Origin of the sequence: Nocardioides sp. NPDC006273 (genome assembly GCF_040613495.1) — a bacterium.
In the GTDB taxonomy this organism is placed as follows: Bacteria; Actinomycetota; Actinomycetes; order Propionibacteriales; family Nocardioidaceae; genus Nocardioides.
This window is the reverse complement of sequence record NZ_JBEXSD010000062.1, coordinates 1-24,101: the sequence shown is the minus strand read 5'-3', so window position 1 is coordinate 24,101 and position 24,101 is coordinate 1. Positions and strand designations below refer to the sequence as shown.

Sequence of the window (24,101 nt, the reverse complement as noted above, 5' to 3'; positions counted from 1 at the left end):
CGCCACCCTAGTGGGCGCCGTCAGCGACGCGCCCCGATGCGTACCTCACCGTCGACGACGTCGACCTCGTACGTGGCGACCGCCACCGACGGATCGTCGAGACACTGGCCGCTCTCGAGCGAGAACGGCTGCTTGAGCAGCGGCGACGCCACGAACGGCACCTCTCCACGCGTCCCGACGATCCCGCGGGCCAGCACCGAGGCGTGACCGTACGGGTCGTAGTTGGACAGCGCGAAGACCCGGTCGTCCAGGGTGCGGAAGACAGCCACCGCCTCCCCTCTGACCAGCGCGGCGACGCCGGTCTCGGGGTCGATGTCGTCGAGGCGACAGACCGAGATGTACGTGACGGTCTGGCCGGCACTCAGCTGATCAGCACTCATCGCGACTCCTCCAGGGTGGGCATACCGACAGGGATGGACGCACCGAGCGAGACGGGGCCGATCGCGGCGGGCTCCTCGCCGACCTCCGGGATGATCTGGCCACGCGCCGACCCGAAGGAGATGTTGGGATCCGGAATGTCGGGAGCGTTGACGAAGGAGACGAAGCGACGCAGCTTCTCGGGGTCCTCCAGCGTCGCCTTCCACTCGTCGAAGTAGGTCTCGGTGTGGTGCACCATCGCGGCCTCGAGCTCGGTGCCCAGGCCGAGCACGTCGTCGACCACGACCTCGCGCACCCGGTCCAGGCCGCCCTCCAGGGAGTCGATCCAGGTCGAGGTGCGCTGGAGACGGTCGGCGGTGCGTACGTAGTACATGAGGAAGCGGTCGAGGTAGCGGACGAGCTCCTCGGTGGTCAGGTCACCGGCGAGCAGCTGTGCGTGGGCGGGGATGGCGCCACCGTTGCCCCCGACGTACAGGTTCCAGCCCTTCTCGGTGGCGATGACACCGAAGTCCTTGCCGCGGGCCTCCGCGCACTCGCGGGCGCAGCCGGAGACGCCGCCCTTGAGCTTGTGCGGCGAGCGCAGCCCGCGGTAGCGGGTCTCCAGCATGATCGCGAGGCCGACGGAGTCCTGGACCCCGTAGCGACACCAGGTGGAGCCGACGCAGGACTTCACGGTACGCAGCGACTTCCCGTACGCGTGGCCCGACTCGAACCCGGCGTCGACCAGGCGCTTCCAGATCGCCGGCAGGTCCTCCATCCGGGCGCCGAACATGTCGATGCGCTGGCCGCCGGTGATCTTGGTGTAGAGGCCGAAGTCCTTGGCCACCTCGCCGATCACGATCAGGCCCTCGGGAGTGATCTCGCCGCCGGGGATGCGCGGGACGACCGAGTAGGAGCCGTTCTTCTGGAGGTTGGCCAGGTAGGCGTCGTTGGTGTCCTGGAGCTTGCGGTTCTCCTTGGCCAGCACGTGCCCGTTGAGCTGGCTCGCCAGGATGCTCGCGACGGCGGGCTTGCACAGGTCGCAGCCGCGCCCGGTGCCGTGGGCCTCGATGATCTGGTCGAAGGTCTTGTAGCCGTGGATCAGCACCACGTCGAAGAGCTCGGCGCGGGTCATCTTGAAGTGCTCGCACAGGCTCGTGTCGACGGTCTTGCCCTGGGCGGTGAAGTAGTCCTCGACGATCTTCTTCACCTGCACCTTGCAGGAACCACAGGTGCTTCCGGCCTTGGTCTCCTTGGTGACCTCCGCCGCGCTCTCGCAGCCGTCGTCGACGGCCGCCTCGATGTCGCCGCGGGTGACGTCGTTGCAGGAGCAGATCTGCGCCTCCGGCGGAAGCTGGATCGCTCCCCCACCGCCCGTGGTCTGGGGGAGGATCAGCTCCTCCGGGTTCTCCGGAAGCTCCATGCCTGAGGCGACCATCGGGCGGAGCAGCCCGTAGGCGCTCGCGTCGCCGACCAGCACGCCGCCGAGCAGGCGGGTGCCGTCCTCGCTGATCACCAGCTTCTTGTAGACCCCGGTGACGGCGTCGGAGTAGGTGAGCTCGAGGCACTCGTCGGTGGTGCCGTGCGCGTCGCCGAAGCTCGCGACGTCGACACCGAGCAGCTTGAGCTTGGTCGACATGTCGGCACCGGCGAACGTGCCGGCACCGCCGAGCAGCGCATCGGCGACCACCTCGGCCATGTCGTAGCCGGGGGCCACCAGGCCGTACATCTTCCCGCCGGGGGCGGCGCACTCGCCGACCGCCCAGATGTGCTCGTCCGAGCTTCGACACTGCTCGTCGACCAGCACGCCGCCGCGCTCGGCCAGGTCCAGGCCGGCGGCGCGGGCGAGCGCGTCACGCGGCCGGATGCCGGCCGAGAATACGATCATGTCGACCGGCAGGGACTCCTCCACGTCCTTGAACTTCAGGGCGCTGACCTTGCCGTCGACCACACCGGTCTCGTCCTCGTCCAAGACGGAGATCTCGGCGACAGCGTCCGGCGCGATCGACTCCGTCATCACGCCGGTGTGGACGGTGAGGCCGAGCTTCTCGATGTGGCGCTTGAGCGTGTTGCCGCCGGCGTCGTCGACCTGCACGGCCATCAGCCGCGGCGCGAGCTCGACCACGTGGGTCTCGACACCGAGCTGGTGCAGCGCGTTGGCCGCCTCCAGCCCGAGGAGACCGCCGCCGATCACGGCCCCCACCTTCGCGGTCTTCGCGGCCTCCCGGATCGCCTCGAGATCCTCGATCGTGCGGTAGACGAAGACGTTCTCGAGCTCCGAGCCCGGCACCGGCGGCACGAACGGTGCCGCTCCGGTGGCGAGCACCAGCTCGTCGTACGCCATCTCCTCACCGTCAGCCAGCATCACGGTCTGCGCGGCAGGATCGATCTCGATGACGCTCGTGCTGGTCCGAAGGGTGACCCTCGGATCCTCGTAGACGCCTTCGGGCAGGAACGAGAGGGCCTCGGCGCCGACCTCGAAGAAGCTGGTCAGAGCGACCCGGTCGTACGCCGGGCGCGGCTCCTCACCGAGCACCACGATGTCGTGGGTCTCGGTGAGACCACGCTCGATCGCGGCGGTCACGAAGCGGTGACCGACCATGCCGTGGCCGACGACGACGACCTTCCTACGGAGGTGAGGGCTCATGCCGGGGTTCCTTCCACTGTGCGCGGACTGTTGGGGAGCTGACTTGTCTGGCGGGAGGCGAGAAGTTGGCGGACGGTCGGCGCGCAGCCGCCGCATCCGGTGGTGGCACGAGTGGTGTCACGTACGTCCTCGAGGGACTGGCAGGCCCGGATCGCACCGGCGACGACGCCCGCGCAGGCGCAGATCTCCGCGTCGTCGGGGAGCTGTGGCACACCTGACGAACCGGTCGCGGACGGCTCGGGCAGCAGCAGGTGCCCCGCCTCGTGCTCGCCGAGAAGCGTCTGCCGGTCGAAGGCCTGGGTGATCAGGCCGACCCTGCTCAGGTCACCGACGAGCGCGCCGGCGACGATGCGGCCGTCGCGTACGACGAGCTTGCGGTGGGTGCCTTTGACCGGGTTGGCGATCTCGACGACCTCCCCCGCCTCGTTCTCGGGCTCGCCGAGGACGCAGACGTCGAGGTCGGTGGCGCGCAGCCGGGCGACGACGCGGTGTCCTGAATAGGTCGCCTGATTGCCGGCGAGGACGTCGGCGAGGATTCCGGCCTGCTCCCAGGCGGGTGAGACGAAGCCGGTCACGGTCGAGTCGTGCTCGGCGCAGTCGCCGATCGCGTAGATGTCGGGGTCGTCGACGCTGCGCAGCTGATCATCGACGACGATGCCGCGGTCGACGGTGAGCTCGGCGCGGCGGGCGAGGTTGGCGCGCGGACGGCCGCCGGCGGTGAGCACCACCAGGTCGGTCTCGAGGGTGTAGCCGTTGTCGAGCTTGAGCCCCTCGCCCGTCAGCCTGGTCGCGCGGGCGCCGAGATAGACCTGGGTGCCGAGCTTGGCCATCGACCGCTTGAGCACCTTGCCGGCCGAGGCACCGACCTGGCTGCTGAGCAGGTGGTCGCGGCCCTCGACGATCTCGGTCTCGATCCCCCGGACGGCCAGGGCTCGGGCGACCTGCAGGCCGAGCAGACCACCACCGACGATCACCGCGCGCCTCGGATGGTCGTGGACGCTCTGTCGGTCGAGGAGAGCGAGCAGCCGTCCACAGTCGTCGAGGCTGCGGAACGCTTGCACCCGCGGGTCCATCGATCCGTCCATCCGCACCACGCCGCGGATCGGCGGCAGGCTCGGGATCGCCCCGGTGGCGAGAATGAGCCGGTCGTAGGGAACCGTCGTCCGGTCGGCGAGCTCGACCTCGTGTCTGTCGCGGTGGATGTCGACGACGAGGCTGTCCAGGCGCAGGTCGACTCCCTTGTCGGCGTACCACTGCTTCTCGCGCAGCGCGAGCGCCCCGGGGCGGTGGGTGCCCTCGAGCACCGCGGAGAGCAGGATCCGGTTGTACGGAGCGTGCTGCTCCTCCGCGAGCACGGTCGTCTGCGGGCCCAGGCCGCGTGCGACCAGCCCCTCGACCAGCCGCGCCGCGGCCATGCCGCCGCCGACGACGACGATCCGCCTACCGCTGGTCGAGCCGCCGGAGCCGCTGGTCTTCTCGCTCATGCCGTCACCGCCGCGGCACAGACCTTGAACTCCGGCATCCGGCTGGAGGGGTCGAGGGCGTCGTTGGTCAGCCTGTTGGCGCCGACCCAGTGGAACGGGACGAAGACGGTGTCGGGACGGATGGTGGTCACGATCCGCGCGGGCGCCTTCAGCTCCCCACGAGCGGTTCGTACGACGACGGGGTCGCCGTCGTGGGCGCCGACCCGGTCCGCGAGCAGCGGGTGGAGCTCGACGAAGATGCCCTCGTCCGGGAGCTCCTTCATCCGCCGGGTCTGCGCACCGGACTGGTACTGGGCGAGGACCCGGCCGGTCGTCAGATGCAGCGGGAAGTCGGCCGAGGGCGCCTCCGCCGGACCGCTGTGGGCGACGTCGACGAAACGAGCCCGGCCGTCGGGGTGGAAGAACGAGTCGACGAAGAGGCGCGGGGTGCCCTCGCTCTCCTCCGGGCAGGGCCAGAAGACGCCGTCCTCGTCGCGGATCCGGTCGTAGGTGATGCCGCTGTAGTCGGCCTTGCCGCCCTTCGACGCCGCGCGGAGCTCGGTGAAGATCTCCTCCGGATCGGTCGACCAGGTCGAGGCGGCACCGAGACGGTTGGCGAGGCCGGTGATGATGTCGAGGTCGTTCCTGACCCCGTCGGGGGCGCTGATCGCCTGGTTGCGCAGGATGACCCGGCCCTCGAGGTTGGTCATGGTGCCGGTCTCCTCGGCCCACTGGGTCACGGGCAGCACCACGTCGGCGAGCGCGGCGGTCTCGCTCATCACCATGTCGGCCACGACCAGCAGATCCAGGTCTGCCAGGCGTGAGACGACGTTGGAGGCGTTGGGGGCAGAGACGACGATGTTGGAGCCGAAGACCAGGAGGCTCTTGGGACCGTCGGGGGTGCCGAGGGCGTCGAGGAGCTCGTAGGCGGAGCGGCCCTTGCCGGGGAGGGTCTCCGGATCGATCCCCCAGACTCCGGCCACGTGCACGCGGGCCGCGGGGTCGTCGATCATCCGGTAGCCCGGAAGCTGGTCGGCCTTCTGACCGTGCTCGCGACCGCCCTGGCCGTTGCCCTGCCCGGTCAGGCAGCCGTAGCCGGAGAAGGGCCGCCCCGGCATGCCGAGGGCGAGGGCGACGTTGAGCCAGGCCAGGACGGTGGCGGTGCCCTGAGCGTGCTGCTCGGCGCCGCGCGCGGTCAGGACCATCACCTTCTCCGCATTCACCAGCAAGGAAGCGAGCTCACGCAGCTGCGCGGCCTCGACCCCACTGACCCGCTCGACCATCTCCGGCCACCAGGCAGCCACGGAGCGGCGTACGTCCTGGAAGCCTGTGGTGCGCTCGGCGATGTAGTCCTCGTCGACCGCGCCGGCGGCGTCGAGCAGGTGCAGCACACCGAGCGCGAGGGGCAGGTCGGTGCCGGGGACGGGCTGGAGGAAGAGGTCGGCACGCTCGCCGGTCGGGGTCAGCCGCGGGTCGATGACGACGACCTTGCCGCCGTTCTCGCGCAACCGGTCGAGGTGGCGGGCCGCCGGCGGCATCGTCTCGGCGAGGTTGGACCCGACGAGCACGCAGACGTCGGTCTGCTCGATGTCGGCCAACGGGAACGGCAGGCCGCGGTCGACGCCGAAGGCCTGGTTGCCGGCCGAGGCCGCCGAGGACATGCACCAGCGACCGTTGTAGTCGATCTGGGAGGTGCCGAGCGCGACTCGGGCGAACTTCCCGAGCTGGTACGCCTTCTCGTTGGTCAGCCCGCCCCCACCGAAGACGGCGTTGGCATCGGCGCCATGGACGTCGCGCAGCTCGGCGAGCTTCGCGGCGATCAGGTCGAGCGCCTCGTCCCACGTCGCCGCGCTCCACTCCCCCGTCGTCCGGTCGCGAACCATCGGCGTGGTGAGCCGCTCCCGGCTGCCGCGCAGCCCAGCCGCAGTCCATCCCTTGCGGCAGAGTGCACCCTCGTTCACCGGACTGTGCCGATTCCTCTGGGATCGCACACCGACCTCCAAGCGGGGCCCTTTGCGTGAAAGGGTCATCCCGCACTGCAAGCTGCAGTAAGGACAGTGGGTGTCGGTCACGCGTACTCACACCGTTTCGGGTCGGGGGTGGGCAACCCCTACATTCCGGCGTCGACGTTTCGCACCGACCGGCCCTCCGTACCCCTTCCGTCAACTTCCGCTCACCACCTCACAACCCCAGCTGCCGAATCTGTAGTTCTGGCGAACCGAGTGGGTAGTTCTGGCGATCGAGCTTCGCCACAACTACAGACTCGGCCACCACAACTACAGATTCGGCCCGCCAGAAGTGCGGACTCGGCGGTCAGGGGGTACGCCGCCGCAGCGTTGCCGAGCCGAGGGCGAGGCCGGCGACGACGAACCCGGCGATCACCGCCAGGTCGGTCCAGACCTCGCCGGTGTCGGTGGAGGTGGTCAGGTGGGTCATCGCGTCGACGGCGTAGGAGAGCGGGAGTGCGTCGGAGATGGCCTCCAGGACCCCTGGCAGCGAGTCGCGGGGAACCAGTAGTCCGCAGAGCAGGATCTGCGGGACCACGATCGCCGGCATGAACTGCACCGCCTGGAACTCGGTCGTGGCGAAGGCCGAGACGAGCAGTCCGAGAGCGGTGCCGAGGACGGCGTCGACGATCGCGACGACCACGAGCAGGGCGACCGAGCCGGTGATCTCCAACCCGAGCAACCCCACACTGACCCCGACGGCCACGCCCGACTGGACCGCGGCGAGCAGCCCGAACGCCAGCGCATAGCCGAGCAGGAAATCGCCCTTGCCCAGCGGCATAGCCAGCAGTCGCTCGAGCGTCCCCGAGGAGCGTTCGCGCAGCGTGGTCACCGAGGTGACCAGGAACATCACGATGAACGGGAAGATCGCCAGCAGGGCCGGACCGATCCGGTCGAAGACCGGCGCGGGCGACTCCTCGTACATCCACCACAGCAGGCTCATCAGCAGCGTCGGCAGGAGGACCAGCATCACCAGGGTGCGGTGGTCACGCCGGATCTGGGCGAGGACCCGCCCAGCCACGGCCAGGGTTCGTCGCAGGCTCATCGTGCCGCTCCCTTCACCAAAGCGAGGAAGGCGTGCTCGATGTCGTCGGCGCTCGCCTGCTGCTTGATCTCGGCCGGGCTGCCGTCGGCGAGGAAGGCGCCGTCGCGCATCAGCAGCAGCCGGTCGCAGCGCTCGGCCTCGTCCATCACATGGCTGGAGACGATGACCGCCGCGCCCGCGGCGGCGAGGTCTCGGAAGGTGCCCCACAGCTGCGCGCGAAGCACCGGATCGAGCCCGACGGTCGGTTCGTCGAGCACCAGCAGGTCCGGCGACCCGAGCAGCGCGGCGGCGAGCCCGACCCGCGAGCGCTGACCACCGGAGAGATCGCGCACGACCTCGTCCTTGTGGTCGGCGAGGTCGACCGTCTCGATGGCTTCCGAGACCGACGACATCGGCGCACCGAGCACCCGGGAGAAGAACCTCAGGTTCTCGGTGACCGTCAGGTCGTCGTAGACGCTGTCTGCCTGGGTGACGTAGCCGATCCGCGAGCGCAGCGCCGCCGAGCCCGCCGGATGGCCGAGAACGACGAGAGAGCCGGTGACCCTGGCCTGCACGCCGACCAAGGCCCGCATCAGCGTCGTCTTGCCGCACCCGGACGGCCCGAGGAGCCCGGTGACCTCACCTGCCCGGATGGAGAAGTCGAGGTCGTGAACGACCTCGCGCCTGCCGCGTACGACCCTCAGGCCTCTCGCCACGACCACGGTTTCCGTCATCCTCTGAATCTCCCACACCATCCCCGCCGGGTCTGCGGTTCCGGCGCCGGATCTACTCCAGACGTCGAAGCCAGGCAGCGGGCCGGCCGACGAGCCATTCGAGCGGCCCCGGGCGGCCCCAGGCGGTGACGAACGCGCCGATGGTCAGCACGACGAGCACATGGACGACGTACGACCCGGGGGTCTCCGGCGGCCAGACGGCAGCGGTCATCATCACCACGTGCAGGCTGTAGAGCGTCAGCGTCATCGTGCCGGCGCCGAACAGCACCGCCATCCCGACGCGCCACCGATCCGGCAGCCGCAGCGCGATCATCTGGCAGGCGCCGATGACGAACATCGAGCTGCCGATCGTCTGCGCCAGGTCGAACGGCGTGGTCGAGTGCGGCGCGACGACCAGCAGCCACTGCCAGCCACCGTCGATCGGGGTCTGTCCGTAGAGGCCGTGGCTCATCTCGGTCAGCGCGCTGTCGATGTCCGTCCCGGGATAGGTGCGCAGCAGCACCTCGGCGACCGACGGCAGCCGGGTCAGCCTCCCTGACAGCCAGGTGGCCGCGAAGGAGACGATGATGCCACCGGTCCAGAGCATGTCGACCACGATCCGGTTGCGCAGGTCGATGCGACCGATGGCCATCCCGATCAGCAGGTAGGCGAGCCACGGGACAGCCGGGTAGTAGCCGGTGAAGAGCAGCTCGGCGAGCAGCCGGCCCGGCTCCAGCAGCTGGGACGGCTCCGGGCTGTCGAACTGCCGCGGCGGCAGCAGCGGGCGGATGCCCATCGACAGCAGCGGCCCCGCCACGATCCAGGCCACGCCGAGCAGCCACAGCCACCGCGCCCGCAGCCCGAGGAACGGGATGGCGAGCAGGAACAGCACCCCGTAGTAGGTCAGGATGATCGCGATGTCGGTGCCGAGCGACCCGAGCACCAGCCCGAGCGCGGCGATCAGCACCGCCCGCGCGGCGAGCCCCAGCGACCGTGACCCGAGCACCCATCCCCGCACCGGCGTCTGACGTCCGGTCATCAGCGCCAGACTGACACCGGCCAGCACCGCGAAGAGCGCCGCTGACCGGCCACCGGCCACCTCTTGGATCCTGGTCAGCTCCCCGGACGGGTCGACCGGGTCGAGCACGTGTGTCGCCATCATCCCCAGCAGCGCCAGGCACCGCGCCGCGTCGATCCCGACGAGACGCGTCGAGAGCCGACCGGAGAGGCGGTCGGCTACGGAGGACGTGGAGGCGGACATCGACCCAAGAGTAGAGATATCTCACGTACGCGCCAGGTTCACCGGGATATGCCGCCTGATCTACCGTGAGAACGATGTCCGTAGACGCCTCCCTGACCCGCGAATGGGTAGGCCACGACGCCGGCAGCAGCGGCTACCGGCGGATCCTGATCGGGCTCTTCGCGGCCGGGATCGCGACCTTCGGGCAGATGTACTCCACCCAGGGCATCCTCCCCACCGTCGCCCAGGCGCTCGAGGTCAACGAGGCCTCGGCAGCGCTCACCGTCTCCACCGCCACCCTCGGCCTCGCGGTCAGCGTGCTCGGCTGGTCGTGGGTCGCCGACCGCATCGGCCGGGCCCCGGCGATGAAGATCGCGCTCTCGCTCTCCCTCGTCCTCGGCCTGCTCACCCCGCTCGCCCCCGGCTTCACCACGCTGCTCGTGCTGCGCACCCTCGAGGGCCTCGCCCTCGGCGGCGTACCCGCCCTCGCGGTCACCTACCTGGCCGAGGAGATCCACGTACGCCACGTCAGCCTCGCCGCGGCCATCTACATCTCCGGCACCACCGTCGGCGGCCTCCTGGGCCGGGTGGTCACCGGGCCGTTCGCCGACCTCGGCGGCTGGCGCCTGGGCGTCGCCGCGGGCGGCGTCCTCTCCGCGATCGCCGCGATCATCGCCATCACCCTGATCCCGCGCGCCCAGGGCTGGTCCCGCCCGACGGGCAGGCCGACCACCTCCGTACGCGAAGGGGTGCTCGCCAACCTCCGCGACCCGGGCATGCTCGTCCTCTACGCGCAGGCGGCGCTGCTGATGGGCGGGTTCGTGGCGACGTACAACTATCTGGGGTTCCGCCTCGAGCGCGAGCCCTTCGGGCTGCCGGTGGCGATCTCGAGCCAGATCTTCTTCGCCTATCTCGGCGGCACCGTGTCGTCCTCGGTCGCGGGCCGCCTGGCTGCCACCCACGGCCGGCGCAAGGTCATGCTGACCTGCGTCGTCATCACGATCGTCGGCGTCGTCATGACCCTCCCCGACAACCTGACGATGGTCCTGACCGGCCTCCTCGTCCTCACCACCGGCTTCTTCGGCGCCCACGGTGTCGCCTCGGGCTGGGTGGGCGCGCGTGCCCGGGTCGGGAAGGCACAGGCCAGCGCCCTCTACAACCTCTTCTACTACGGCGGCTCGAGCCTCTTCGGCTGGCTCCTCGGCTACGCGTACGTCGTCGGCTGGTGGGGCCTCGCCACCGCCGTCATCGCTCTGGCGCTGATCTCGCTGACCTGGTCCTGGCTCGCCGCCCACGACTGAGTCCTACCGTCGGTCAGATGCGGAAGTGCTCCCGGGCGAACTCGAGCGACTCGCGCAGGTCGGCGATGCGGCCGGCCCGCGAGCCGGACTTGCGGGTGTTGATCTCCAGCACGATCTCGCCCTCGAACCCTGACGCGGCCAGGTGGCGGAGGAAACGGTCGGCGCCCATGTGGCCGCGGCCGGGGATGAGGTGCTCGTCCTTGGCCGACCCGGTGCCGTCGGTGAGATGGACGTGCCGGAGCCGCGGGCCGAGCCGCTTAGCCATCTCGATCACGTCGTCGCCGGCGATCGCGGCGTGGGAGAGGTCGATGGTGGTGTTCGCGTACTCCTCGGTCGAGGGGTCCCAGTGGGGCAGATACATCTGCGTGGCGCGCTTGGCCGCCCGCCACGGGTACATGTTCTCCACCGCGAAGCGCAGCCCGGTCGACCGCTCCAGCGTGGCGATCCCCTCCACGAAGCCGACCGCGTACTCGCGCTGCCAGCGGAACGGCGGATGTACGACGACCACCCTCGCTCCGACCTCGACGGCCATCTCGGCCGACCGCTCGAGCTTGCCCCAGGGCTCGAAGCCCCAGACCTGCTGGGTGAACAGCAGAGTCGGCGCGTGGATCGCGACGACCGGCAGACCGTGGTGCTCGGAGAGCTGCTTGATCGCATGGCTCTGCTGGGAGAGGGCATCGAGCCCGACCATCACCTCGACACCGTCGTATCCCACCTCGGCCGCATAGGCGAAGCCGTGGGCGGTCGACTCTGGGTAGGTCGAGGACGTCGACAGCGAGATCATCGCAGGTCTCCTACTCGGAACTTCCGATGAAGGACAGGTGGTCCAGGCGGTCGAGGATCAGCCCCTCACGCAGCGCCCAGGGACAGATCTCGAAGGATGGCAGGTCGAAGATGTCGAGGCACGCCTCGGCAACCAGCGCACCCGGGACGATCTGATGGGCCCGCGAGGGGCTGACGCCGGGGAGCTCGGAGAGCTCCTCGAGCGACATGTCCAACAGCTTCGGGATCCAGCGGCGCAGCTCGGCCAGCGGCAGCTCGCGGCGCACCCGCAGACCCTCACCGCTCGGCGCAGCACCGCAGATGCGTGCCAGTGACCGGAACGTCTTCGAGGTCGCCACCGCCATCTCCGGACGGCCGCCGCGCAGTATCTTGCCCGCGTCCTCGGCGATCGCGGCGCGGATCATCCGGCGCATCTCCCGCAGCTCGTCGTCGGTCGGCCGGTGACCGGTGTAGCTGCGCGCGAGCCGGCCGGCTCCGAGCGGCAGGGACCACGCGACGTACGGCTGCTCGTCCAGTCCGGCCGCGATCTCCAGCGAACCGCCCCCGATGTCGAAGACGGCGAGCCGTCCCGCGGACCAGCCGAACCAGCGGCGTACGGCCAGGAACGTCAGCCGCGCCTCGTCGTCGCCGGGAAGGACCTCGATCTCGACCCCGGTCTCGGCGTGTACGCGGTCGAGCACGGCCTGCGAGTTGCCGGCATCGCGCACCGCCGAGGTCGCGAACGCCAGCATCTCGGCGACGCCTTTCTCCTCGGCGACCCGCACCGAGTCGCGGGTGAACGCGGCCAGCGCCTCGATCCCCTGCTCGGTCATGTCGCCCGCGTCGTCGAGATGCTCCGCGAGCCGCAAGGGCTGCTTGAACGAGTACGCCGGCAACGGGGCTGCCCCGCCGTGGGCGTCGACCACGAGCAGGTGTCCCGTGTTCGATCCGATGTCGAGTACGCCCAGACGCATGGCTCTACGCTACTTCGCCACGCGTACCTCGTGTTCCAAAGGTTGCCCTGCGGGCGATTTCAGCGGCCGGCGTAGCCGAAGCGTGCTCGAGGTCGAGGGCCGCCACGGCGGGGACGGGCTCCCCGATCCGGGCGTTGACGGCTCCCGCGAGGACGACCACCAGCGCGGCAGCCGCAGGCATGAGCAGTGCCGCCTCGGTGCCCCAGCGTTCGGCGATCTCGCCGGTGACCGCGGAGGCGAGGGACTGCCCGAGGATCACGCCGGAGCCGAGCATGGTCATCACGGTGGCGGAGCGGCCGATCGGGCTGCGGCGGGCACCGAGGCCGTACTGCGTGACCAGCGTCGGACCGATGCCGATGCCGACGACGAGCAGCGCGAGCACCATCCCGGTCAGCGAGGACACCGTCGGCAGCACCAGGGCACCGGCGAGCATCACCCCGCCGAAGACGAGCCAACGCGCGGTCGCGGTGAAGCCCACCGGGAAGGCCGCTACGCCCAGCGCCAGCGCGGCGGACCCGACGCCCATCGCGGCGTAGATCAGACCGGCCTCCTCCGGGCGGCCGTGGTCGGCCATGAACGCGGTCAGCGAGGTGAGCATCGAGCCGAAGAAGAGGCCGACACCGAGGATGCCGACCACGACGACGACCACGCCCGGACGAGCGAGCTCACGGGCGGAGCCCGCGGCCGGCGTACGTCCCGCAGTCGCCTGCGCGGTCGCGGCGCTCGGGTGGACGGCGAAGGCGGAGACGAAGATCAGGGTGAGCACCGCAGCGGCGACGACCGGCGCCCACGGGTCGATCGTCACGGCGAGGACACCGGCGACGACCGGGCCGACGATGAAGACGATCTCGTCGGCCGACGACTCGTAGGCCATCGTCGAGTTGAGCACCCGCACGCGGCGCGTCGGGACGATGTGCGCGGAGATGATCGCGAACAGCCGAGACCGCGACAGCGGGGCGATCTGCGGGGCGGTCGCACCGACCAGGAACGCCACCGCCAGCACCGCCACGTCCGGCAGCGGGCTGTAGACCACCCAGGCCATGGCCGCCAGCGCTGCGCTGCTGAGGACGCTGATCACCAGCAGGACGCGACGCTGACCGAACCGGTCGACGGCCGCACCGAGAAGGGGGCCGCACGTCGCGGCGCCGATCCCCACCAGCGCCGAGTTCAGACCACCGAGCGCCAGCGATCCGCGGCCCGCGACGACCAGCGTCAGCACACCGACGACCATCATCGCGTAAGGCATCCGCGCGACCAGCGCGAGCGGGAAGTACGTCTTCCCGACGGCGCGAACCAGTCTCTGCTCGCCCTGCCCTGACATCACTTTCGAACCTCCCGCTGCGGACCGCGGCTCTGTGCCGCCTTGGTCCGCCGGCGGGGCCAGCGCGAGGTGATACACACGAAGAAAACGGAGCGGTCGCTCCGCATATACAAGAATACGCTCCCCTCCCCGGTCCCTCGGAATCGTCGGCTCCTCGGGCCACGCCACGCGATCATGGTCAGCATCAGGAGCGTCCGGGCCCGGGACGTAGGCTTACGAGGTGCCCGAAGTACCCCTGGATTTCCCGCGTGCGTGGGTGGAGTTCGCCAACCCCGACGACCCGGACGAGCGGATGCGCTGCGACCTGACCTGGTTGACGTCGGCGTACTCCTGCATCTTCGGCAACGGCTGTCCGGGGATGTTCAAGAGCTCGCCGGACGTCGGGTGCTGCACGCTGGGGGCGCACTTCGCCGACGAGGAGGACGAGTCCCGGACGGCAGCGTTCGTCCAGAAGCTGACCCCGGAGCTGTGGCAGCAGCACCCTGGGCGCGAGGTGGCGACCGACGACTGGGTCGAGCTCGATGACGACGGCGAGCGGAAGACGCGCGTAACGGAGTTTCGCGGGCAGGAGTCATGCGTGCTGTCCAACCGGCCGGGCTTCGCCGGCGGATCGGGGTGCGCGCTCCACATCCTGGCCGCGGCCGAGGGTCGGGAGCACTTCGAGACGAAGCCGGACGTGTGCTGGCAGCTGCCGATCCGGCGTACGTTCCGCGACGTCGAGCTCACCGACGGGACGACGTACACCGAGGTGACGATCACCGAGTACGACCGACGCGGCTGGGGCCCGGGCGGCCACGACCTGGACTGGTACTGCTCCGGCAACACCGAGGCCCACGTCGCCGTCGAGCCCGTCTACCTCACCAACGCTGCCGAGCTCACTGAGCTGATGGGCAAGGCGGCGTACGCCGAGCTCGTCCGCCACTGCGAGGCGCACGTCCGGTCGAGGTCCGCCCTGGCCCTCCACCCCGCCAGCCCGCGCTGACCTGCACAGGGACCGCGAGGTATCTCTCGACATCAAGAGATAGCGACCCTGGATTGGTCTCTCCCTCAGCGAGAGTTCAGAATCGTTACATGCGCCTGGACCATGTTTCGTACGCTGCAGGACCCGATGGCTTGGCTCAGACCGCCAAGCAGCTCGGCGAGCTGCTCGGCCAGGAGTTCGTCGACGGCGGCGTCCACCCTCGCTTCGGCACCCGCAACTTCATCCTCCCGATGCGCGGCGGCCTCTACCTCGAGGTGGTCGAGGCGCTCGAGCATCCGGCCAGCGACAAGGCCCCGTTCGGGCAGGCCGTCAAGGCCCGTTCCGCGCTCGGCGGCGGCTGGATCGGCTTCGTGATCGGCGTCGACGACATGACCCCGATCGAGGAGCGGCTCGGCCGCAAGGCGGTTCCCGGCAACCGTCACCTCCCCGACGGCCGTGAGCTCCACTGGCAGCAGATCGGCATCAACGGCCTGATCGCCGACCCGCAGCTGCCCTACTTCATCAAGTGGGAGACCCCCGATCTCCACCCCGGCAACGCCGGCTCCGACATCACCCTCACCGACCTGGAGATCTCCGGTGACCCCGAGCGGGTCAAGGACTACCTCGGCGACGAGCTGAAGGAGCGGGTCGACCCCTGGACCGGCAAGCCCGCCGAGAACGTCCACATCGACTGGGTCGCCGAGCACGGCACCCCCGGCCTGCTGGCCGCCAAGTTCGTGACGCCCCACGGCGAGGTCCGCATCTGACACGGCTCGACCTTCCCGGCGCGACGGGAGCGATCCCGTCGCCGAACATCTGGCACCACACCGCGACGTACGAGATCGAGAACCGTGCGCTCGACCCGCACGGTCGGCTCTGGGCCGCCATGGCCGAGATCGGGCGATGGGCCGGGCGCGACGTCCTCGACCTGGGCTGCGGCACCGGGTTCTATCCGCCGAAGTTCGCCGAGGAAGCCCGCACCGTCACCGGCATCGAGCCCCATCCGGATCTGGTGACGTTGGCCCGGCGGCGTACGAAACGACTCTCGAACGTCACCGTCCACAACGGCATAGCGCAGCAGCTGCCGCTCCCGCCGGCGTCGGTCGACGTCATGCACGCTCGCTGGGCCTACTTCTTCGGCCCTGGCTGCGAGCCGGGACTCGGTGAGCTCGACCGGGTGATGCGCCGCGGCGGCGTGGCGATGGTGATCGACAACGACGGCGCCCGCTCGAGCTTCGGTGCGTGGTTCCGCCGCGGCTACCCGAACGTCCCGCCGCCCGAGGAGCAGGAGCGGTTCTGGTCGATGCACGGCTGGACACGCGTTCCCGTCGACATGGACTGGTCGTTCAGCTCTCGCGCGGACCTGGAGGCGGTCGTACGCATCGAGTTCGATCCGGCGACCGCTGAGGCGATCCTGGGCGAACACGACGGGACCTACGTCGACTACGCGGTGAACCTCTGGTGGAAGCGGTTCTAGGCCCTAGAGCCTGTTTGAAAACTCGGAAAGCGCCGGCCAGACGCCGAGTTTCCAAACAGACCCTAGAGCCGCGTCGCGGTCTGGACCAGCGTGGCCAGGGCGAGTGAACGGCTGTGCTGCGGCCAGGCGATGACCGTGGTGACCTCGGGAGCGTCCAGGACCGGGACGGTCGCGACGCCGTGGTGCTGCTCGGCGCGCGCGGACTCCGGCAGGATCGTGTACGCCCGGCCGAGCCCGATCAGCTGATAGAGCTGCGCCAAGTCGCGGATCTCCGGCCCGGGGCCGTCGGGGAACCCTCCACCGGCCGACGGCCAACGCATCGGCGGGAGGCTCGGGATGTCCTCGAGGTCAGCCAGCCTCAGCTGTGGCCGGGTCACCCAGGGGTGGCTGGAGGGCAGGACCGCGACCTGACCCTCGGTGAGCAGGTCCTCCGAGTCGAGCCCGTCGACGGAGTCGAACGGAAGGTGCAGCAGCGCGATGTCGGCCCGGCCGTCACGCAGCCTCGGCCCCTGCTCGCCGATACCGCACAGGTCGACCTCGACCTTCACCGACCCCGGCTCGGCAGCGTAGGTGTCGAGCAGCTTTGTCAGGAGCTCCGTCGAGGCGCCAGCCTTGGAGACCAGGACCAGGGCCGGTTCGGCACCGTCGCCGGTCGCGCGACGAGTGCGGCGCTCGGCCGCGTCGATAGCGTCGAGGGCAGCGCGGGCCTCGGCGAGGAGCACGCGACCGGCGTCAGTCAGCGTGACGCCCCGGCTGTTGCGCTCGAGCAGCGGGCCACCAAGCCGCCGCTCGAGCCGGCCGATCGCGCGTGACAGCGGCGGCTGGGCGATCCCGAGACGAGCCGCCGCGCGGCTGAAGTGAAGCTCCTCGGCGACCGCGACGAAGTAGCGAAGCTCGCGGGTCTCCATGATCTCGACCTTACTCTGACCTGGAAACATACCCAGCAGGTATGGGTGCCCACCGAGGTGATATTGGAGTGTTCCCCGGGCCACCGAGCAGGCTTGACGGCATGAGCGAAAACACGATCGCGCTGGTCACCGGCGCCAACAAGGGAATCGGCTACGAGATCGCCGCGGGTCTCGGCGCGCGCGGCTGGAAAGTGGGTGTGGGCGCCCGGGACGACGCCCGACGCGAGGCCGCGGTGGAGAAGCTGCGGGCGAGCGGCGTCGACTCCTTCGGGGTGCCGCTGGACGTGACCGACGACGCCAGCGTCGCAGCTGCGGCCCGGCTGCTCGAGGAGCGGGGCGGGCTCGACGTACTCGTCAACAATGCCGGAGTCACCGGCGGCATGCCGCAGAACCCGACGACCGTCTCGATCGAGGCCATGCGGATGGCGGTCGAGACCAACGTCCTCGGCGTCGTGCGGGTCATCAACGCGACGCTGCCGCTGCTGCGGCGCTCCTCGTCTCCGCGGATCGTCAACATGTCCAGCGGTGTCGGGTCGCTCGCCCGCCAGACGGCGACCGATGACCCGGTGGCGGTGGGACCGATCTCGGGGGCGTACAGCCCGTCGAAGACGTTCCTCAACGCCGTCACGATCCAGTACGCCAAGGAGCTGCGCGACACGAACATCCTGATCAACCTCGGCTGCCCCGGGTTCGTGGCCACCGACCTGAACGGCTTCCGCGGCGTACGCACTCCTGAAGAGGGCGCCCGGATCGCGATCAGCCTCGCGACCCTTCCCGACGACGGCCCGACCGGCGGTTACTTCGAGGATGCGGGCGTCATTCCCTGGTGATTACATTCACCTGAAATCCAAGTACACGACAGCAAAAGCCGCCACCCTAGGAGCGACCGGGTCCTCTCGGACCTCTCGGAAAGGTAAGGAGCTCCACAGATGCGCCTCACTCCACGTCCCGGGCGTCGCCTCGGCACGGTCATCGGTTCCCTCCTCATCACGTTGGCGGCCAGCTTGGTCGCCATCACCTCCACAGCCGCCCCCGCCCACGCCGACGCCTGCTACACGTGGGGTCGCACCCTGCAGCAGGGCGCGACCGGGGCCGACGTCACCCAGCTGCAGATCCGGGTCGCCGGATGGGCGACATCGCGCACGATCTTCACGATCGACGGATCCTACGGCCCGGCGACCACGACCGCGGTCCGCAACTTCCAGTCCGCCTACGGGCTCAGCGCCGATGGTGTCGCCGGACCCAACACGTTCAGCAAGCTCTACGCCCTCCAAGACGACGACTGCACCCCCATCCACTTCTCGTGGAGCGAGGTCGACGACGTCTGCTTCGGAGGGTGGCCGACGCCGGTCTCCGGGACCACGATCGCCCAGGTCAAGGCCAACCTCATGCAGGCGATGTGGCGCGCCGAGGCGATCCGGCACCGGCTCGGTGACAACCCGCTGAGGGTGACCTCGGCGTACCGCTCCAAGGCCTGCAACGACAGGGTCGGCGGAGCATCCAACAGCAACCACCTCTATGGCCGGGGAATGGATCTGGTCCCCGGCAGCAGCGCGACGACCATGTGCGGCATCGCGCGGGCCTCGCGCCAGTCGTTCCCGCAGGTGCTCGGGCCGGGATATCCCGACCACAGCGACCACATCCACCTCGGCATCCAGTCGAGCGTCTTCCACAGCGCGTCGCAGTGCTTCTGAACCACCGAGTCGGCTCAAACTGACCGAAAACCACGCCGAGTCGGCTCGTCATGACGAGCCGACTCGGCGGAGAGCTTGGTCAGGACGAGCCGACTCGGCCTACGGGGCGTCCGTGAGCTGGTCGGGATCGGTCTCGGTCCCGACCAGCTCACGGAGCTGGTCGTTGACGTCCCAGATGCCGACGTTCATCCCAGCAGTGACGGTCGCACCGCGTCGCCAGTAGGCGATGAACTCGTCACTCTCGGTGTTGCCGCGGAGCAGTACCTCGTCCTCGGGCGCCGATCGCCCGACGTACTCCATCGAGAACTCGAACTGGTCGGTGAAGAAGTAGGGCTGCCAGTCATAGGCGCCGTCCATCCCCAGCATCGATCTGGCCGCCAGCCGGCCCTGCCTGATCGCGTTGTCCCAGTGCTCGACACGCAGCGGACCGTGCACCGTGTGCTTCGCGAGCGCGACGTCACCGGCCGCGAAGACCCTGGGGTCAGACGTACGCAGCCGCTCGTCGACCACGATGCCGTCGCCCACCTCGAGGCCGGCCTCCACGGCCAGGTCCATGGCCGGAGCCGCACCGACGGCGACGAGCACGATGTCTGCCGGGATCTCACCGGCGCTGGTCCGAACGACCCCGGGCTCGATCGCCTCCACGGTCGTCTCGGTGTGGATCTCGACGCCGTGCCGGGTGTGCAGGTCGGCCACATGCTCGGCGAGCACTGGGCCGAGGACGTTGAGGAGAGGCTGCGTGGCGGCTTCGAGGACGACCGCTGTGCCGCCCAGCGCGGTCACCGACGCGACGACTTCGAGGCCGATCCAGCCGCCGCCGACCGTAACGACCCTGGTCCCGGGCCGGACCGCTTCCTTGAGACGGCGGGCGTCCTCGACGGTGCGGAGCGTCATCGCCGTTTCGATGCCCCGGATCGGTGGCGTCTTCGGATCGGCGCCGGTGGCCAGGAGCAGCCTGCCGAATGCCAGCTTCTTGCCGTCGTCGAGCGCGACGGTCCCGTCGTTCAGGTCGAGCGCGATGGCTGTGGTTCCGGCCAGGACGTTGACGTCCTTCTCGGCGTACCAGGCCTCGTCGTGCGAGACCTTGAACTCCTTCGTCCCGGAGAGGAAGTCCTTGGAGAGCTGTGGTCGTTCGTAAGGCAGCTCCGGCTCCTTGCCGACCAGGATAAGCCGACCGTCGTACCCCTCGGCGCGAAGGGTTTCGATGGCGCTGACGGCCGCAAGACCAGCACCGATGATGACGATGTCCGTGCTCGGCGCGGTTGCGCCCCCGCCATTGTCCTCAGTTCCCATGACGCCATCGTCGCTCGGAACCGGTGAACTAGGAAGAACCCCGTACGGTGAGGACCGGCTTGAGCATCACGCCCGGCGCGGCGTAGGACGGGGTCGCGAGCAGCTCCTCGAGGGCCTTGACCAGCTCGCGGGCGGCCTCCTCCAGCGGAGGACGTACGGAGGTGATCCCCGGCGGCACGGTCTGCGCGACCTGGGAGTCGTCGAAGCCGACCACCGCGATGTCCTCGCCGAGCCGCAGTCGCCGTTCGAAGATCGAGTGGAGCACGCCCATCGCAAGGGTGTCGGAGGCGCAGACGAGCGCGGTCGGCTCGGTCTCGTCCAGGATCGCATCGGCGGCCGCCTTGCCCGAGCTGATCGAGTCCTCGGTGCGCGAGGCCAGACCAGTGGTCGAGAGACCGTGGGTGTGCATCGCGTGGATCCAGCCGCTGCGCCGCTCCTCCCCCAGCAGGGAGTCCTTGTGCCAACCGATCCAGGCGATCTTGGAGTGGCCGCGCTCGATCAGGTGCTCGGTGGCGATCTCGGCGCCGTAGGCGAGGTCGACGTCGACCCAGGGATGCTTGGCGTCGGGCTGGGTCCACGGGCGGCCGAAGGAGACGAACCGCGCCCGCCTGGACTGCAGCCAGGTCGTCTGCTGGCCGCCGAGGTGGGTGTCGGTCACCACGAAGGCGTCGACCGCGGTCGACCGCAGCAGCTCGTCGTAGCCGTCGAGCGGGTCGGCGGGGTCGCCGTAGAAGAGCAGCACGTGATAGCCGGTCTCGGCGGCGGCTTCGACGAAGGTGTGGACGAACCGGTCCATCATCGCGTTGGCGGTGCCCTCCTGGAGGGCGGGCATCCGCAGGCCGATCAGGTGGCTGGCCCTGGTCCGGAGGCTCCGCGCGGCCCGGTTGGGCTGATAGCCGAGCTTGTCGATCGCATCCTGCACCCGAGCGAGGGTGTCTGCGCGCAGCAGGTCGGGGTTGTTGACCGCGTTGGAGACCGTCTGCCGGGAGACGCCGGCCAGCTCCGCGACGTCTGCCAGGGTCGGCGGAGCGGCCGAGATATGACCGCCGGAACGCGGCATCACCACGCCCTGCCTCCCTTGATGCCGATGTGAAACTCTGGATCGTTCCAAGCCATGGTAACGAAGGCGGGGCTCTTGGGATGCTTTCGGGCCCAGGTACGTCTCGTTCTTCGGCGGTTCACCCCGTCCGATCCTCGAAGCGTAGGTCTCGACCCGCTCGACCCCCTCGCGTTCGCCCGGCGCAAGCGCCGGGCAGGGCTCGGGTGTCGGTGCCTTGGTCTAGGTTGCTGGGCATGGCTACCGCTCGTTCGTCCAAACGTGCCACCTACCGTTGCTCCGAGTGCGGCTGGGAGACAGCGAAGTGGGTCGGTCGCTGTGGCGAGTGCCAGGCCTGGGGGTCGGTCGCCGAGGCGGCCGCCCCGATCGGACGTACGCAGGCGTCCCCCGTCTCCACCGCGGCGGTGCCGATCGGACAGGTGTCGGTGAGTGAGTCGGAGCGGCGTACGTCGGGGGTGCCGGAGCTCGACCGGGTCCTCGGCGGCGGACTGGTGCCGGGTGCGGCGATCCTGCTGGCCGGCGAGCCGGGCGTCGGGAAGTCGACGCTGCTTCTGGAGGTGGCCGCGCAGACGGCGCGCTACGGACGCCGCGCGCTGTACGTGACCGGTGAGGAGTCCGCCTCGCAGGTGCGCCTGCGGGCCGACCGCACCAACGCGATCCAGGACGAGCTCTATCTCGCTGCCGAGACCGACCTCGGCGCGATGCTGACCCATATCGAGGAGAGCCGGCCCGAGCTGATCGTGGTCGACTCAGTGCAGACCATCGGCGCCTCCGGGGTCGAGGGTGCGCCCGGCGGAGTGACCCAGGTGCGCGAGGTCGCGGCGGCGCTGATCCGGGTTGCCAAGACGCGCAACATCACGACCGTGCTGGTCGGCCATGTGACCAAGGACGGGGCGATCGCCGGGCCGCGGGTGCTGGAGCACCTGGTGGACGTGGTCCTCCATTTCGAGGGTGCCCGCGACTCACGGTTCCGGATGGTGCGGGCGATGAAGAACCGCTTCGGTCCGATCGACGAGGTGGGCTGCTTCGACCTGTCCTCGGAGGGCATCGTGGCGGTCACCGATCCCTCCGGGCTCTTCGTGGAGACCCATCACGTCGCAGTCCCCGGCACCTGCGTCACCGTGACGATGGAAGGGCGCCGACCGCTGCTCGCCGAGATCCAGGCGCTGACCGTGCTGGGAGCCGAGGAGCGGGCGAAGCGTACGACCTCGGGGTTGGACGGCTCCCGGCTAGCGATGATCCTTGCCGTGCTGCAGCGGCACGCGCGGGTCGGCCTCTCGGGTCGCGACGTGTTCGCCTCGACCGTCGGCGGGGCCCGGATCAGCGACCCGGCCGCCGACCTGGCGCTGGCGCTCGCGGTCGCCTCGAGCCACACCGGCACCCCGACGCCACGTGGAGTCGTCGCGCTCGGGGAGATCGGCCTGGCCGGCGAGCTGCGGCGGGTGCGCGACCTCGACCAGCGACTCTCCGAGGCGGCGCGGCTCGGGTTCACCGTGGCGGTCGTCCCTGCCGACCCGGGGGCGCCGGTGCCCAACCGTCCCAACGAGCGCGACGTAGACGGAATGCGTGTATTTGAGGTACATAGCATCGGTTCCGCCCTGGAATTCCTCCGCTTGGTGTAATCATCTTGGTGACTCGTGGCAGATCGCTCTCGGCATTACGGTTGGATCCACCGCTAGAATCGCCTCATCCCACTCCGAAAGGAATCCCGTGCCCGCCGACCGCACCGCGGACTCCATCCGACTGCGCGAGACGCTCGCTCTCATCGCGCCCGGGACACCGCTGCGTGACGGGCTCGAGCGGATCCTTCGGGGCCGCACCGGCGCGCTGATCGTGCTCGGCTACGACAACATGGTCGATGGGATCTCGACCGGGGGCTTCACGCTCGATGTCCCGTTCACCTCCACCGGCCTGCGCGAGCTCGCCAAGATGGACGGGGCGATCATCGTCGACGACTCGCTGAGCCGCATCGTGCAGGCCGCCGTCCACCTGATGCCCGACCACACCATCCCCTCGACCGAGACAGGCACCCGGCACCGCACCGCCGACCGGGTCGCGAAGCAGACCGGTCACCCGGTGATCTCGGTGTCCCAGTCGATGCAGATCATCGCCGCCTACGTCGGGCAGACCCGCCACGTCCTCGAGGACTCCGGTCAGATCCTCTCCCGCGCCAACCAGGCGCTGGCGACCCTGGAGCGCTACAAGCTGCGGCTCGACGAGGTCGCATCGACCTTGTCGGCGCTGGAGATCGAAGACCTGGTGACCGTGCGCGACGTCGCCGTGGTGGCGCAGCGCCTCGAGATGGTCACCCGCATCGCCCGCGAGATCGAGGACTACGTCCTCGAGCTCGGCACCGACGGCCGACTGCTCTCCCTCCAGCTGGAGGAGCTCATCACCGGTGTCGACGCCGAGCGCGAGATGGTCATCCGCGACTATCTCCCGCGCGGCCGTCGCTCCCGCAGCCCCGAGGAGCTCTTGGCCGAGCTCGAGGCGCTCAACTCCGCCGAGCTCGTCGACCCCGCAGCCACCGCCCGAGTCCTGGGCCTGACCACCTCCGACGCTCTCGACGGCGCCGTCGCCCCGCGCGGCTACCGCCTCCTGGCGAAGGTCCCCCGCCTCCCACCCGCCGTCGTCGACCGCCTCGTCGACCACTTCGGCACCCTCCAGAAGCTCCTCTCCGCCAGCGTCGACGACCTACAGGCCGTCGAAGGTGTCGGCGAGCTCCGTGCCCGCTCCGTACGCGAGGGCCTCTCCCGCCTCGCCGAGTCCACCATCCTCGAGCGCTACGTCTGACACTCCTGCCGAGGCGTCACCCGCGTCGGCCGAAGCGTCACTCCCGTCGTCCGAGCCGCGACCTGGTCTCCTCGGTGTCGCCGGGTTCGGTGTGGGACCTCTACTGCGGC

General features: G+C 69.8%; 21 protein-coding genes. 8 read left to right on the top strand and 13 right to left on the bottom strand.

All coding sequences use genetic code 11. The features are described 5' to 3' along the window. Positions 1–20: 20 nt before the first annotated feature. The 7 genes from nirD to ABZZ22_RS22275 all read right to left on the bottom strand — a co-directional run bounded on the left by nirD (position 21) and on the right by ABZZ22_RS22275 (position 9,471). The gene (gene nirD / locus ABZZ22_RS22305) at positions 21–380 is read right to left on the bottom strand and encodes a nitrite reductase small subunit NirD (protein ID WP_354936050.1); all 360 of its coding nucleotides are present in this window, start codon (positions 378–380) and stop codon (positions 21–23) included. After that, on the bottom strand, positions 377–3,004 hold the full coding sequence (gene nirB, locus ABZZ22_RS22300; RefSeq protein ID WP_354936047.1) for a nitrite reductase large subunit NirB: 2,628 nt from the start codon (positions 3,002–3,004) through the stop codon (positions 377–379). Before nirB ends, nirD begins: the two co-directional genes overlap by 4 nt. Then, positions 3,001–4,488: an FAD-dependent oxidoreductase gene (locus ABZZ22_RS22295; RefSeq protein ID WP_354936045.1), complete on the bottom strand. Its 1,488-nt coding sequence runs from the start codon at positions 4,486–4,488 to the stop codon at positions 3,001–3,003. Before ABZZ22_RS22295 ends, nirB begins: the two co-directional genes overlap by 4 nt. Beyond that, the gene (locus tag ABZZ22_RS22290) at positions 4,485–6,539 is read right to left on the bottom strand and encodes a molybdopterin oxidoreductase family protein (protein ID WP_354936042.1); all 2,055 of its coding nucleotides are present in this window, start codon (positions 6,537–6,539) and stop codon (positions 4,485–4,487) included. The genes ABZZ22_RS22295 and ABZZ22_RS22290 overlap by 4 nt, the downstream gene beginning before the upstream one ends. Before the next feature lie 241 nt (positions 6,540–6,780). After that, the gene (locus ABZZ22_RS22285; protein ID WP_354936039.1) at positions 6,781–7,518 is read right to left on the bottom strand and encodes an ABC transporter permease; all 738 of its coding nucleotides are present in this window, start codon (positions 7,516–7,518) and stop codon (positions 6,781–6,783) included. Then, positions 7,515–8,231: a heme ABC exporter ATP-binding protein CcmA gene (ccmA, locus tag ABZZ22_RS22280; RefSeq protein WP_354936036.1), complete on the bottom strand. Its 717-nt coding sequence runs from the start codon at positions 8,229–8,231 to the stop codon at positions 7,515–7,517. Before ccmA ends, ABZZ22_RS22285 begins: the two co-directional genes overlap by 4 nt. Before the next feature lie 52 nt (positions 8,232–8,283). Then, entirely contained in the window at positions 8,284–9,471 is a 1,188-nt protein-coding gene (locus ABZZ22_RS22275) for a heparan-alpha-glucosaminide N-acetyltransferase domain-containing protein (RefSeq protein ID WP_354936033.1), read from the bottom strand. A 74-nt stretch (positions 9,472–9,545) separates the two neighbouring features. On the opposite strand from ABZZ22_RS22275, the gene ABZZ22_RS22270 reads away from it, so the two are divergent. Next, positions 9,546–10,751 carry an MFS transporter gene (locus ABZZ22_RS22270; protein WP_354936030.1) on the top strand — a complete coding sequence of 402 codons (1,206 nt, stop codon included), beginning with the start codon at positions 9,546–9,548 and terminating at the stop codon, positions 10,749–10,751. Positions 10,752–10,764: 13 nt separating this feature from the next. Here ABZZ22_RS22270 and ABZZ22_RS22265 read toward each other — a convergent pair whose 3' ends face one another. Genes ABZZ22_RS22265 through ABZZ22_RS22255 form a run of 3 tightly spaced genes read right to left on the bottom strand, consistent with a single transcriptional unit; the run spans position 10,765 to position 13,808 of the window. Further along, positions 10,765–11,535: a sugar phosphate isomerase/epimerase gene (locus ABZZ22_RS22265; protein WP_354936027.1), complete on the bottom strand. Its 771-nt coding sequence runs from the start codon at positions 11,533–11,535 to the stop codon at positions 10,765–10,767. A gap of 10 nt (positions 11,536–11,545) precedes the next feature. Continuing rightward, positions 11,546–12,487, bottom strand: coding sequence for a Ppx/GppA phosphatase family protein (locus ABZZ22_RS22260; protein ID WP_354936025.1), 942 nt, complete (start codon positions 12,485–12,487; stop codon positions 11,546–11,548). 4 nt (positions 12,488–12,491) lie between these two features. Beyond that, positions 12,492–13,808, bottom strand: a complete 1,317-nt coding sequence (locus ABZZ22_RS22255; RefSeq protein WP_354936023.1) for an MFS transporter — start codon at positions 13,806–13,808, stop codon at positions 12,492–12,494. 220 nt (positions 13,809–14,028) lie between these two features. Here ABZZ22_RS22255 and ABZZ22_RS22250 point away from each other — a divergent pair, with 220 nt between their 5' ends. The 3 genes from ABZZ22_RS22250 (at position 14,029) to ABZZ22_RS22240 (ending at position 16,246) form a co-directional block, all read left to right on the top strand. Further along, entirely contained in the window at positions 14,029–14,790 is a 762-nt protein-coding gene (locus tag ABZZ22_RS22250) for a hypothetical protein (protein ID WP_354936021.1), read from the top strand. 89 nt (positions 14,791–14,879) lie between these two features. Beyond that, on the top strand, positions 14,880–15,536 hold the full coding sequence (locus ABZZ22_RS22245) for a VOC family protein (protein ID WP_354936018.1): 657 nt from the start codon (positions 14,880–14,882) through the stop codon (positions 15,534–15,536). Positions 15,537–15,655: 119 nt separating this feature from the next. Further along, entirely contained in the window at positions 15,656–16,246 is a 591-nt protein-coding gene (locus tag ABZZ22_RS22240) for a class I SAM-dependent methyltransferase (protein WP_354936015.1), read from the top strand. 62 nt (positions 16,247–16,308) lie between these two features. On the opposite strand, the gene ABZZ22_RS22235 is transcribed toward ABZZ22_RS22240, so the two are convergent. Further along, the gene (locus tag ABZZ22_RS22235; RefSeq protein WP_354936012.1) at positions 16,309–17,154 is read right to left on the bottom strand and encodes a LysR family transcriptional regulator; all 846 of its coding nucleotides are present in this window, start codon (positions 17,152–17,154) and stop codon (positions 16,309–16,311) included. A 101-nt stretch (positions 17,155–17,255) separates the two neighbouring features. On the opposite strand from ABZZ22_RS22235, the gene ABZZ22_RS22230 reads away from it, so the two are divergent. Next, positions 17,256–17,984 carry an SDR family oxidoreductase gene (locus ABZZ22_RS22230; RefSeq protein ID WP_354936009.1) on the top strand — a complete coding sequence of 243 codons (729 nt, stop codon included), beginning with the start codon at positions 17,256–17,258 and terminating at the stop codon, positions 17,982–17,984. A gap of 99 nt (positions 17,985–18,083) precedes the next feature. Next, complete coding sequence (locus ABZZ22_RS22225; RefSeq protein ID WP_354936006.1) at positions 18,084–18,848, top strand: D-Ala-D-Ala carboxypeptidase family metallohydrolase; 765 nt, start codon at positions 18,084–18,086, stop codon at positions 18,846–18,848. Between the two features lie 99 nt (positions 18,849–18,947). Here the strand turns inward: ABZZ22_RS22225 and ABZZ22_RS22220 are convergent, their stop codons facing one another. Together ABZZ22_RS22220 and ABZZ22_RS22215 are read right to left on the bottom strand one after the other, a co-directional pair. Continuing rightward, positions 18,948–20,141 (bottom strand): FAD-dependent oxidoreductase, encoded by a 1,194-nt coding sequence (locus ABZZ22_RS22220; protein ID WP_354936003.1) that lies wholly within the window; start codon positions 20,139–20,141, stop codon positions 18,948–18,950. A 28-nt stretch (positions 20,142–20,169) separates the two neighbouring features. After that, positions 20,170–21,201: a LacI family DNA-binding transcriptional regulator gene (locus ABZZ22_RS22215; protein WP_354936079.1), complete on the bottom strand. Its 1,032-nt coding sequence runs from the start codon at positions 21,199–21,201 to the stop codon at positions 20,170–20,172. Positions 21,202–21,434: 233 nt separating this feature from the next. Here ABZZ22_RS22215 and radA point away from each other — a divergent pair, with 233 nt between their 5' ends. Both radA and disA read left to right on the top strand, forming a co-directional pair. After that, entirely contained in the window at positions 21,435–22,820 is a 1,386-nt protein-coding gene (gene radA, locus ABZZ22_RS22210) for a DNA repair protein RadA (RefSeq protein WP_354936000.1), read from the top strand. A gap of 88 nt (positions 22,821–22,908) precedes the next feature. Continuing rightward, positions 22,909–23,991 (top strand): DNA integrity scanning diadenylate cyclase DisA, encoded by a 1,083-nt coding sequence (gene disA, locus ABZZ22_RS22205; RefSeq protein WP_354935997.1) that lies wholly within the window; start codon positions 22,909–22,911, stop codon positions 23,989–23,991. Positions 23,992–24,101 lie beyond the last annotated feature (110 nt).